At 58.6% G+C, this 12483-nt stretch carries 9 protein-coding genes; 8 read left to right on the top strand and 1 reads right to left on the bottom strand.

What is annotated here, in order from left to right:
- Positions 1-24: 24 nt before the first annotated feature.
- Positions 25-429 (top strand): ferric iron uptake transcriptional regulator, encoded by a 405-nt coding sequence (fur, locus tag FGA82_RS16105; protein ID WP_064119476.1) that lies wholly within the window; start codon positions 25-27, stop codon positions 427-429.
- Between the two features lie 75 nt (positions 430-504).
- Here the strand turns inward: fur and recN are convergent, their stop codons facing one another.
- Positions 505-2178, bottom strand: a complete 1674-nt coding sequence (gene recN, locus FGA82_RS16100; protein ID WP_141127798.1) for a DNA repair protein RecN — start codon at positions 2176-2178, stop codon at positions 505-507.
- Between the two features lie 240 nt (positions 2179-2418).
- Here recN and grpE point away from each other — a divergent pair, with 240 nt between their 5' ends.
- The 7 genes from grpE (at position 2419) to greA (ending at position 12457) form a co-directional block, all read left to right on the top strand.
- Entirely contained in the window at positions 2419-2985 is a 567-nt protein-coding gene (gene grpE, locus FGA82_RS16095) for a nucleotide exchange factor GrpE (protein ID WP_122598517.1), read from the top strand.
- Between the two features lie 102 nt (positions 2986-3087).
- On the top strand, positions 3088-5004 hold the full coding sequence (gene dnaK, locus FGA82_RS16090; protein WP_007915221.1) for a molecular chaperone DnaK: 1917 nt from the start codon (positions 3088-3090) through the stop codon (positions 5002-5004).
- A 297-nt stretch (positions 5005-5301) separates the two neighbouring features.
- Positions 5302-6426 (top strand): molecular chaperone DnaJ, encoded by a 1125-nt coding sequence (gene dnaJ / locus FGA82_RS16085; protein WP_016986506.1) that lies wholly within the window; start codon positions 5302-5304, stop codon positions 6424-6426.
- A 9-nt stretch (positions 6427-6435) separates the two neighbouring features.
- Positions 6436-7242 (top strand): 4-hydroxy-tetrahydrodipicolinate reductase, encoded by an 807-nt coding sequence (gene dapB / locus FGA82_RS16080; RefSeq protein ID WP_038357479.1) that lies wholly within the window; start codon positions 6436-6438, stop codon positions 7240-7242.
- A gap of 257 nt (positions 7243-7499) precedes the next feature.
- Positions 7500-8636, top strand: a complete 1137-nt coding sequence (gene carA, locus FGA82_RS16075) for a glutamine-hydrolyzing carbamoyl-phosphate synthase small subunit (RefSeq protein ID WP_007915228.1) — start codon at positions 7500-7502, stop codon at positions 8634-8636.
- A 126-nt stretch (positions 8637-8762) separates the two neighbouring features.
- Positions 8763-11984, top strand: coding sequence for a carbamoyl-phosphate synthase large subunit (gene carB, locus FGA82_RS16070; protein WP_007915231.1), 3222 nt, complete (start codon positions 8763-8765; stop codon positions 11982-11984).
- Positions 11981-12457: a transcription elongation factor GreA gene (gene greA, locus FGA82_RS16065; RefSeq protein WP_064119469.1), complete on the top strand. Its 477-nt coding sequence runs from the start codon at positions 11981-11983 to the stop codon at positions 12455-12457. Before carB ends, greA begins: the two co-directional genes overlap by 4 nt.
- The last annotated feature ends 26 nt before the right edge of the window (positions 12458-12483 follow it).

The raw sequence follows: 12483 nt of genomic DNA, 5'->3' as shown, positions 1-12483 counted from the left end.
AGCAGCATCGCGAGAAAGCTGACCATGGTTGAAAATAGCGAACTACGCAAAGCCGGCCTCAAAGTGACCCTGCCACGGGTCAAGATCCTGCAAATGCTCGACTCCACCGAGCAGCGTCACATGAGTGCCGAGGACGTCTACAAGGCGTTGATGGAAGCTGGCGAGGACGTCGGTCTGGCCACGGTTTACCGTGTTCTGACCCAGTTCGAAGCTGCTGGCCTCGTGGTCCGTCACAACTTCGACGGCGGCCACGCGGTATTTGAACTGGCTGACGGTGGCCACCACGACCATATGGTCAACGTGGAAACCGGTGAAGTCGTCGAATTCGTCAGCATCGAAATTGAAAAGCTCCAGAAGGCAATTGCCGAGGAGCACGGTGTCGAGTTGGTTGATCACAACCTGGTGCTGTACGTGCGCAAGAAAAAGTAAGCATGTCGCGCGAATTTCACATTCGCGAAACGAACGAAGGCGACCCAAGGGTCGCCTTCGTGCTTTCTGTCGTTGTCAAACCTTGGCGGTGACGACCATTTTTTTCGCGTGAGCCAGGGACTCCTTGGTCAGATCAATACCGCCGAGCATGCGCGCCACTTCTTCTATACGGTCGTTTTTGCTCAGTTTGGAGACGGCAGTGTGAGTCGCCTCTTCACCGCGCACCTTATGCACGAACAGATGTTGATGGCCTTGCGCTGCCACTTGCGGCAAGTGCGTCACGGTCAATACCTGGCCGCGGTCGCCGAGACGGCGCAACAGTTGGCCGACAATTTCAGCGGTCGGGCCACCAATGCCGACGTCCACTTCGTCGAACACCAGTGTTGGAACGCGGGATGTCTGCGCGGTGATCACCTGAATCGCCAGGCTGATCCGTGACAGCTCACCGCCGGAAGCGACTTTGGCCAGTGCCTTAAGTGGTTGGCCCGGGTTGGCGCTGACCAGCAATTCAACCTGTTCCAGTCCGTTGGGCAGCAGCTCATCGCTGCTGTTGGCCTTCAATTCGATAGTGAAGCGACCACCCGGCATGCCCAGTCGTTGAATCTCCTGCTCAACCGCGCTGGCGAGACTCCCGGCAGCCTGGTGCCGCAAATCGCTCAGCTCTCGTGCCTTCTCTTGATAGTGGCGGGCATAGGAGGCCAGCTCTTCACCGAGGCGCTCGATGGATTCGTCGTTGGCGTTGAGGGTTTCGATTTCATCCAGCAACTTCTGCTGCATCTCACCGACCTCGGTCGGCTGGATCCGGTGCTTGCGCGCCAGGGTGTAAATCGCGTCGAGACGTTCTTCCAGATATTGCAGGCGCGCCGGATCGGCATCGAAGTTATCGAGGAAACGATTGAGTTCACCGACGGCCTCTTCGACCTGGATCTGCGCGCTGGTCAGCAGGCTGCTGGCTTCGCCCAGTGCGCCGACGGAATTATTTACGCTCGACAGGCGGTTGAGGCTGGCAGTCAGTGCGTTCAGCACGTTGCCGGAATCGCTTTCGCTGCATTGTTCGACCACTTGTCGGCAAATACCTAGCAGGGTTTCGGCGTTGGTCAGGTTTTTGTGTTCCTGCTCCAGTTGCTCCAGCTCGTTATCACCGAGGCCGAGGTTTTCCAGCTCTTCGAGTTGATAGCTCAGCAACTGGTGGCGTGCGCGTTGTTCGTCACCGGAATTGGAGAGGCGCTCCAGTTCCTGGCGAGTCTGCCGCCAGCGCTGGGCGGCGAGCTGAACCTGGCGGGCCAGATCGGTAGCGCCGGCGTACTCGTCCAGCAAGCGACGATGGGTATCGGTTTTCAGTAGGGACTGGTGTTCATGCTGGCTGTGGATATCAATCAACAACTCGCCCAGCGACTTGAGGTCACCGAGTGGGCAAGGGGTGCCGTTGATGTAGCCGCGCGAACGACCCTCCGATGTGATCACCCGGCGCAGAATGCACGGGCCGTCATTCTCCAGATCGCGCTCGGCCAGCCAAACGCTGGCTTCAGGGATGTCGGCCAGATCGAAAGTCGCGAGGATATCGGCTTTGTCGGCGCCGGGACGAACCACGCCGCTGTCAGCGCGATCGCCAAGAGTCAGGCCCAGCGCGTCGAGCATGATCGACTTGCCGGCGCCGGTTTCCCCTGTGATCACGCTCATCCCGCGATCGAGTTCGAGATCGAGATGTTCAACGATGGCGTAGTTGTGTACGGACAGGTGCACCAGCATAAAGGCCGCTCCCAGGCTTTAGGTCTGGTTATTTATACAGTGTTTTGTTTCGGGCTGACAATGCCCACCCTTAGCTCGATTCGCTTGAACGTAAAAGCTGCTTAGCGCATTCAGGAATGAGAATGTGGCACTTTTTTGTAGGGTTAATGGTTGAAAGCCCTTGAAGCCTGATTTTGCGGCCCCATATATCGGGGCAGAAGCGCGAGTCAGGCTCGCGGACGAAATTGAAAGGAGAATTCTATGGCTGACGAACAGACAGTAGATACGCAAAACCCAGAAGCCAATCAGGCGCCCGAAGGTTCGGGTGATGACCTGGCGACCCGTGTACAAGTGCTCGAAGAGCAATTGGCCGCCGCGCAGGATCAATCTCTGCGTGTTGCTGCCGATCTGCAGAACGTCCGTCGCCGTGCCGAGCAGGACGTCGAGAAGGCGCACAAGTTTGCCCTGGAAAAATTCGCCGGCGACCTGCTGCCGATCGTCGACAGCCTGGAGCGCGGCCTCGAGCTGTCGAACCCGGACGACGAAAGCATTCGTCCGATGCGCGAAGGCATCGAGCTGACGCTGAAAATGTTCCACGACACCCTCAAGCGTTATCAGCTGGAAGCGATCGATCCGCATGGCGAACCGTTCAACGCCGTTCAGCATCAGGCGATGGCCATGCAGGAAAGCGCCGACGTAGAACCGAACAGCGTTCTGAAGGTGTTCCAGAAGGGCTACCAGCTCAACGGTCGCCTGTTGCGCCCGGCCATGGTTGTGGTCAGCAAGGCGCCTGCGCCAGTTTCGCCTTCGATTGACGAGCAGGCTTGAAATTGGCCGTAAGGCCCCCATTTAGAAGTCAAGCGTTTAAGTATTACCGCAGTCAGCCACCACTGCTGCGGCAAAAAAATCCAAAGTTTCGGGAGAGTTAACATGGGCAAAATTATCGGTATCGACCTGGGGACTACCAACTCCTGCGTCTCCGTGCTGGAAAACGGCAAAGCAAAAGTTATCGAAAACGCTGAAGGCGCGCGTACCACGCCGTCGATCATCGCTTACGCCAACGATGGCGAAATTCTGGTAGGTCAGTCGGCCAAGCGTCAGGCTGTAACCAACCCGCACAACACTCTGTACGCGGTAAAGCGTCTGATCGGTCGTCGTTTCGACGAAGAAGTTGTGCAGAAAGACATCCAGATGGTCCCTTACAAGATCGTCAAGGCTGACAACAACGACGCCTGGGTAGAAGTGAACGGCCAGAAAATGGCACCGCCACAAATCTCGGCTGAAATCCTGAAAAAGATGAAGAAGACCGCCGAAGACTACCTCGGCGAGACCGTGACCGAAGCGGTGATCACCGTTCCGGCCTACTTCAACGACAGCCAGCGTCAGGCGACCAAAGACGCCGGCCGCATTGCTGGGCTGGACGTAAAACGTATCATCAACGAACCGACCGCAGCTGCTCTGGCTTACGGTATGGACAAGGCCAAGGGCGATCACACCGTGATCGTTTATGACTTGGGTGGCGGTACTTTCGACGTTTCCGTGATCGAGATCGCTGAAGTTGATGGCGAGCACCAGTTTGAAGTTCTGGCCACCAACGGTGACACGTTCCTCGGCGGTGAAGACTTCGACATTCGTCTGATCGACTACCTCGTTGACGAATTCAAGAAAGAAAGCGGCATGAACCTCAAAGGTGACCCGCTGGCCATGCAGCGCCTGAAAGAAGCCGCTGAGAAAGCCAAGATTGAGCTGTCGTCCGCTCAGTCGACCGACGTCAACCTGCCGTACATCACTGCAGACGCGACCGGTCCTAAGCACCTGAACGTGAAGATCTCGCGTGCCAAGCTCGAAGCACTGGTTGAAGACCTGGTTCAGCGCACCATCGAACCTTGCCGCATCGCCATGAAAGACGCAGGTCTGGACGTTGGCGCGATCAACGACGTGATCCTGGTCGGTGGTCAGACCCGTATGCCGCTGGTGCAGAAGCTGGTTACTGATTTCTTCGGTAAAGAAGCTCGCAAAGACGTTAACCCGGACGAAGCTGTTGCCATGGGTGCTGCGATTCAGGGCGCTGTTCTGGCCGGTGACGTCAAAGACGTTCTGCTGCTCGACGTCAGCCCGCTGACCTTGGGTATCGAAACCATGGGTGGCGTGATGACCGCGCTGATCGAGAAAAACACCACGATTCCTACCAAGAAATCGCAAGTGTTCTCGACTGCCGACGACAACCAGGGCGCTGTGACCATTCACGTGCTGCAGGGCGAGCGCAAGCAAGCCACTCAGAACAAGTCCCTAGGCAAGTTCGACCTGGCCGACATTCCACCTGCTCCACGTGGCGTGCCGCAGATCGAAGTGACCTTCGACATCGACGCTAACGGCATTCTGCACGTTGGTGCGAAAGACAAGGCTACCGGCAAGACCCAGTCGATCGTGATCAAGGCCAACTCCGGTCTGTCCGACGAAGAAATCGAGCGCATGGTGCGTGACGCCGAAGCCAACGCTGAGGAAGACCGCAAGTTCGAAGAACTGGCCGCTGCCCGTAACCAGGGTGATGCACTGGTGCACTCGACACGCAAAATGATTGCTGACGCGGGCGACAAAGTCACCGCCGAAGAGAAGACTGCGATCGAAGCCGCTGTGGTTGCTCTGGAAGCCGCTGTCAAAGGCGACGACAAGGCTGCTATCGAAGCGAAGGTTGAAGAGCTGTCGAAAGTCTCCGCTCCGGTTGCTCAGAAGATGTACGCCGAACAGGCTCAGCCAGCTGATGGCGCAGCCCCGCAAGGCGAATCGGCTGAGAAGGCTGACGACGTTGTCGATGCAGAGTTCGAAGAAGTCAAAGACCACAAGTAAGTTGTTGGTCGGCCGGTTGACTGCCTTTAGGCAGTGACTGGTAGGATGTCGCCGCGCGGGAGCTAGCTCCCGCGTTGGCGTATCTGGAATACGCGAATTTTTACAGCATGCGACAGCGTTCGGGTGTTGGCGGTATGGCTGAAGATGCTCCTGCTTTTCACGCCGCAAGTGCCGCAAGAAACAAAGACCAGGATCGTTGAATTGACGTGAGTTGGGTCCGGGCCTGTATTGGGGCTCAACGAGTTTGGCGATCCTCAGGAGGGGTTTGCCGAACGTCCTCAAGAGTGCAGAAGACTTATGGCAAAGCGTGACTATTACGAAGTGTTGGGTGTTGAGCGCGGCTCAAGCGATGCGGACCTGAAAAAGGCTTACCGTCGTCTGGCGATGAAGCACCACCCGGACCGTAATCCCGATGACAAAGCGTCGGAAGAAATGTTCAAAGAGGCCAACGAGGCCTACGAAGTGCTGTCCGACTCGAGCAAGCGTGCGGCGTACGACCAGTATGGTCATGCCGGCGTCGACCCGAGCATGGGTGGCGGTGGTGCCGGTTTCGGCGGTCAGAACTTCTCGGACATCTTTGGTGATGTCTTCAGTGATTTCTTCGGTGGCGGTCGCGGCGGTTCCCGTGGCGGCGCTCAGCGTGGCAGCGATTTGCGCTACACCCTTGAGCTGAATCTGGAAGAAGCGGTACGCGGTACGTCGGTGAATATCCGCGTTCCGACACTGGTCAACTGCAAGCCGTGCGATGGTTCTGGCGCGAAGAAAGGCTCGTCGCCATCGACGTGCCCGACTTGCGGCGGCATCGGTCAAGTGCGCATGCAGCAAGGCTTCTTCTCGGTGCAGCAAACCTGCCCGCGTTGCCATGGCCAGGGCAAGATTATTTCCGATCCGTGCGACTCCTGCCACGGTGACGGACGCGTCGAAGAGTACAAAACCCTGTCGGTCAAAGTGCCGGCCGGTGTCGATACCGGCGACCGCATTCGTCTGTCCGGCGAAGGCGAGGCGGGTACGCAGGGTGGCCCGACGGGCGACCTGTACGTGGTCATCAATGTCCGCGAACACGACATTTTTCAGCGCGATGGCAAACATCTGTTCTGCGAAGTGCCGATCAGCTTCGTTGACGCGGCGCTGGGTGGCGAGCTGGAAATTCCGACCCTCGACGGTCGCGTCAAGCTGAAAATCCCTGAAGGCACCCAGACCGGCAAGCAGTTCCGCGTGCGCGGTAAAGGCGTGGCGCCGGTGCGTGGTGGTGGCGCGGGCGACTTGATGTGCCGTGTGGCGGTCGAGACTCCGGTGAACCTCAATCGTCGTCAGCGCGAACTGCTGGAAGAATTCCGTAGCTCGCTGGCCGACGACAATAGCCACTCGCCAAAAACCACCGGTTGGTTCGACGGTGTGAAGCGCTTCTTCGGCGATCTGTAAGGAGTCGGCATGCGACGTATAGCTGTGATGGGCGCTGCTGGGCGCATGGGTAAGATTCTGGTCGAGGCCGTGCAGCAGCGCGCGCCGCTGACTGGTTTGACCGCCGCTGTGGTTCGTCCTGGCAGCACGCTGATCGGCGTCGATGCCGGTGAGCTGGCGTCGCTGGGTCGCATCGGCGTGCCGTTGTCCGGGCATATCGAAGCGGTGGCTGAAGAGTTCGATGTGTTGATCGACTTTACGCTGCCGGAAGTGATGCTGAAAAACCTCGCCTTCTGCCGCAAGGCCGGCAAGGCCATGGTCATCGGCACCACTGGCCTGGACGCTGCGCAGAAGCAGTTGTTGGTCGAGGCGGGCAAGGACATTCCGATCGTGTTCGCGGCCAACTTCAGCGTCGGCGTCAATCTGTCGCTGAAGCTGCTGGATATGGCGGCGCGGGTGCTGGGCGATGATGCCGACATCGAAATCATCGAAGCTCATCACCGCCACAAGATCGATGCGCCGTCGGGTACGGCGTTGCGCATGGGTGAAGTGATCGCCAGTGCGCTGGATCGCGATTTGCAGAAAGTCGCGGTCTACGGTCGCGAGGGTCACACCGGCGCCCGTGAGCGTGAAACCATTGGTTTTGCAACTGTGCGCGGCGGTGACGTGGTGGGTGATCACACCGTGCTGTTTGCCTGCGAAGGCGAGCGCCTGGAGATCACACACAAGGCGTCGAGCCGCATGACGTTTGCCAAGGGCGCGGTGCGTGCCGCGCTGTGGCTGGATGGTCGCGAGCCGGGTCTGTACGACATGCAAGACGTGCTTGACCTGCGTTGATACACTGCTAAACCCGGCGCAAACGGCCTGTTTGCGCTGGTTTTTCTCCGCTTGGCGACGACCTGTCGCATTCTCCGGCCTTTTAGGCTCTTTAGCGGTGGACCAAAAAAGCCTTTTTCTGTAAGCTACAGCTTTAGTGTGTCCACTAAAAGCGCGCAGAATAATTCAGTGAAGAAGCGGGGTGACGTGTCCATACGTCACTCCGCTTTTTTACAACCTGCGATCGCCCTTTCATGCGTTATTTACGGGAGGTCTTCTTGACTAAGCCAGCCATACTTGCCCTTGCTGATGGCAGCATTTTTCGCGGCGAAGCCATTGGTGCCGACGGTCAAACCGTTGGTGAGGTGGTGTTCAACACCGCAATGACCGGCTATCAGGAAATCCTTACCGATCCTTCCTACGCCCAACAGATCGTTACCCTGACTTACCCGCACATCGGCAACACCGGCACCACGCCGGAAGACGCCGAGTCCGATCGCGTCTGGTCCGCTGGCCTGGTCATCCGTGACCTGCCGCTGGTAGCGAGCAACTGGCGTAACACGATGTCCCTGTCCGACTACCTGAAAGCCAACAACGTTGTGGCAATCGCTGGTATCGACACCCGTCGCCTGACCCGCATCCTGCGTGAAAAAGGCGCACAGAACGGCTGCATCATGGCCGGCGACAACATCTCCGAAGAAGCGGCAATCGCCGCTGCGCAAGGCTTCCCGGGCCTGAAGGGCATGGACCTGGCGAAAGTCGTCAGCACCAAGACTCAATACGAATGGCGCTCGACTGTCTGGGACCTGAAAACCGACAGCCACGCGACCATCGACGCTTCCGAGCTGCCTTACCACGTGGTTGCCTACGACTACGGCGTCAAGGTCAACATCCTGCGCATGCTGGTCGAGCGCGGCTGCCGTGTCACCGTGGTGCCGGCTCAGACTCCAGCTGCCGACGTACTGGCACTGAAGCCGGACGGCGTGTTCCTGTCCAACGGCCCTGGTGATCCGGAGCCATGCGACTACGCGATCAAGGCGATCAAGGAAGTCCTGGAAACCGAAATTCCGGTGTTCGGCATCTGCCTCGGTCACCAACTGTTGGCTCTGGCCTCCGGCGCCAAGACCCTGAAAATGGGCCATGGCCACCATGGTGCAAACCACCCGGTGCAGGATCTGGACACTGGCGTTGTGATGATCACCAGCCAGAACCACGGTTTCGCGGTAGATGAAGAAACCCTGCCAGCCAACGTTCGCGCGATTCACAAATCGCTGTTCGACGGCACCCTGCAAGGCATCGAGCGCACTGACAAGAGCGCGTTCAGCTTCCAGGGTCACCCTGAAGCGAGCCCGGGCCCGAACGATGTTGCGCCACTGTTCGACCGCTTCATCAACGAGATGGCCAAGCGACGCTAAGCGTTCGCCTTGAGACTGTAGAGAGAAGCCCCTCGAGGGCGGCCCCGACACCGGTGGCCCCCTCGGGACTTCAGAAATCGATCAAGACGGCTTGCCGACTGACCTGCGGATTTGAGTGACAAACCCATGCCAAAACGTACAGACATTAAAAGCATCCTGATTCTCGGCGCTGGCCCGATCGTTATCGGCCAGGCTTGCGAATTCGACTACTCCGGCGCCCAGGCCTGTAAAGCCCTGCGCGAAGAGGGTTACCGCGTCATCCTGGTGAACTCCAACCCGGCTACCATCATGACCGACCCGGACATGGCCGACGCCACCTACATCGAGCCGATCAAGTGGCAGACCGTTGCCAAGATCATCGAAAAAGAGCGTCCGGACGCGGTGCTGCCAACCATGGGCGGCCAGACTGCTCTGAACTGCGCCCTGGACCTGGAGCGCGAAGGCGTTCTGGAGAAGTTCGGCGTAGAAATGATCGGCGCCAACGCCGACACCATCGACAAGGCTGAAGACCGTTCGCGTTTCGACAAGGCGATGAAATCCATCGGCCTGGCGTGCCCGCGTTCCGGTATCGCCCACAGCATGGAAGAAGCCAACGCGGTTCTTGAAACCCTGGGCTTCCCGTGCATCATCCGTCCGTCCTTCACCATGGGCGGCACCGGTGGTGGTATCGCTTACAACCGTGAAGAGTTCGAAGAAATCTGCGCCCGTGGTCTGGACCTGTCGCCGACCAAAGAGCTGCTGATCGACGAATCGCTGATCGGCTGGAAAGAATATGAAATGGAAGTTGTCCGCGACAAAAAGGACAACTGCATCATCGTCTGCTCGATCGAAAACTTCGACCCGATGGGCGTGCACACCGGTGACTCGATCACCGTTGCCCCGGCTCAGACCCTGACCGACAAGGAATACCAGATCCTGCGTAACGCCTCGCTGGCGGTACTGCGCGAGATCGGCGTCGAGACTGGCGGTTCCAACGTTCAATTCGGTATCTGCCCGAACACTGGCCGTATGGTCGTGATCGAAATGAACCCGCGCGTATCGCGCTCCTCGGCGCTGGCTTCGAAAGCCACTGGTTTCCCGATCGCCAAAGTCGCGGCCAAACTGGCTGTGGGTTACACCCTCGACGAACTGTCGAACGACATCACCGGCGGCAAGACCCCGGCGTCCTTCGAGCCGTCGATCGACTACGTCGTGACCAAGCTGCCACGTTTTGCCTTCGAAAAATTCGCCAAGGCTGACGCACGCCTGACCACTCAGATGAAGTCGGTCGGTGAAGTCATGGCCATCGGCCGGACTTTCCAGGAATCCCTGCAGAAAGCTCTGCGCGGTCTGGAAGTGGGCGTTTGCGGTCTGGACGAGAAGCTCGACCTGAGCAACCCGGAAAGCATGAGCGTGCTCAAGCGCGAACTGACCGTTCCGGGCGCCGAGCGTATCTGGTACGTCGCTGACGCTTTCCGCGCCGGCCTGTCGGTCGAAGACATCTTCGGCATGAACATGATCGACCCGTGGTTCCTGGTGCAGATCGAAGATCTGATCAAGGAAGAAGAGAAGGTCAAGACCCTCGGTCTGTCGGCTATCGACCGCGACCTGATGTTCAAGCTCAAGCGCAAAGGCTTCTCCGATCAGCGTCTGGCCAAGCTGTTGGGTGTGACCGAGAAGAACCTGCGTACGCACCGTCAGAAGCTGGAAGTGTTCCCGGTCTACAAGCGTGTTGACACCTGTGCCGCCGAGTTCGCCACCGACACCGCTTACCTCTACTCGACGTACGAAGAAGAGTGCGAAGCCGCGCCGTCGGGTCGCGACAAGATCATGATTCTGGGCGGCGGTCCAAACCGTATCGGCCAGGGCATCGAGTTCGACTACTGCTGCGTTCACGCCGCCCTCGCTCTGCGCGAAGACGGCTACGAAACCATCATGGTCAACTGCAACCCGGAAACCGTTTCCACCGACTACGACACTTCCGACCGTTTGTACTTCGAGCCGGTAACCCTGGAAGACGTGCTGGAAATCTGCCGCGTCGAGAAGCCGAAAGGCGTGATTGTCCAGTACGGCGGCCAGACTCCGCTGAAACTGGCTCGTGCCCTGGAAGCGGCTGGCGTGCCGATCATCGGCACCAGCCCTGACGCCATCGACCGCGCTGAAGACCGTGAGCGCTTCCAGCAGATGGTTGAGCGTCTGAACCTGCGTCAGCCGCCAAACGCCACCGTGCGTAGCGAAGACGAAGCTGTTCGTGCTGCCGCGAAAATCGGTTATCCGCTGGTGGTGCGCCCGTCCTATGTACTGGGTGGCCGCGCGATGGAAATCGTTTATAAAGAAGACGAGCTCAAGCGTTACCTGCGTGACGCGGTGCAAGTGTCCAACGACAGCCCGGTGCTGCTCGACCATTTCCTCAACTGCGCCATCGAGATGGACGTGGATGCGGTCTGCGACGGCAAAGACGTGGTGATCGGCGCGATCATGCAGCACATCGAACAGGCGGGCGTTCACTCCGGTGACTCCGCGTGCTCGCTGCCGCCGTACTCGCTGCCGGCGCACATCCAGGACGAAATGCGCGAACAGGTCAAGAAAATGGCCCTGGAGCTGGGCGTTGTCGGCCTGATGAACGTGCAGTTGGCGCTGCAAGGCGAAGACATCTACGTCATCGAAGTCAACCCGCGCGCCTCGCGTACCGTACCGTTCGTGTCGAAGTGCATCGGTGTTTCCCTGGCCATGATCGCTGCCCGCGTAATGGCCGGTAAGACCCTGAAAGAAATCGGCTTCACCAAAGAAATCATTCCGAACTTCTACAGCGTGAAAGAGGCGGTGTTCCCGTTCGCCAAATTCCCTGGCGTTGACCCGATCCTCGGCCCAGAAATGAAGTCGACCGGTGAAGTGATGGGCGTCGGCGACACCTTCGGTGAAGCATTCGCCAAAGCCCAGATGGGCGCCAGCGAAGTGCTGCCGACCGGTGGTACAGCGTTCATCAGCGTACGTGACGACGATAAGCCACTGGTTGCAGGCGTGGCCCGTGATCTGATCAACTTGGGCTTCGAAGTGGTTGCCACTGCCGGTACTGCCAAGCTGATCGAGGCTGCAGGCCTAAAAGTGCGCCGTGTGAACAAGGTGACCGAGGGTCGTCCACACGTGGTCGACATGATCAAGAATGACGAAGTCACCCTGATCATCAACACCACCGAAGGTCGTCAGTCGATCGCTGATTCGTACTCCATTCGTCGTAATGCCTTGCAGCACAAGATTTACTGCACCACCACCATTGCTGCTGGCGAAGCTATCTGTGAAGCGCTGAAGTTCGGTCCGGAAAAGACCGTGCGCCGCTTGCAGGATCTACACGCAGGATTGAAGGCATGATCAAATACCCAATGACTGTCCAGGGCGCTAAAGCCCTGGAAGAAGAACACGCTCACCTGACCAAGGTCGTCCGTCCGAAGCTCAGCCAGGACATCGGTACGGCCCGCGAGTTGGGCGACTTGAAAGAAAACGCGGAATACCATGCCGCCCGCGAACAGCAAGGCATGGTCGAGGCGCGGATTCGTGACATCGAAGGCCGGATCCAGAATCAGGTCATCATCGATGTCACGAGCATTCCTCACACCGGCAAGGTGATTTTCGGCACGACCGTCGAAATCGCCAACGTCGAGACCGATGAAAGCGTCACTTACCACATCGTGGGTGAGGATGAGGCTGACTTCAAACTCGGCAAGATTTCGGTTGGCTCGCCTTTGGCCCGTGCCTTGATTGGCAAGGAAGAGGGCGATGTGGTCGCCGTGAAAACGCCAAGCGGCGTGATCGAGTACGAGATTGTCGAAGTTCGTCACATCTGAAAAAGGGCGCCCGCTGCATGCGGGCG

The sequence above is a fragment of the Pseudomonas fluorescens genome, assembly GCF_005938625.1.
Taxonomy (GTDB): domain Bacteria; phylum Pseudomonadota; class Gammaproteobacteria; order Pseudomonadales; family Pseudomonadaceae; genus Aquipseudomonas; species Aquipseudomonas fluorescens_BD.
The sequence above is the reverse complement of the archived record's forward strand: the minus strand, read 5'-3'. Positions and strand labels throughout refer to the sequence as shown.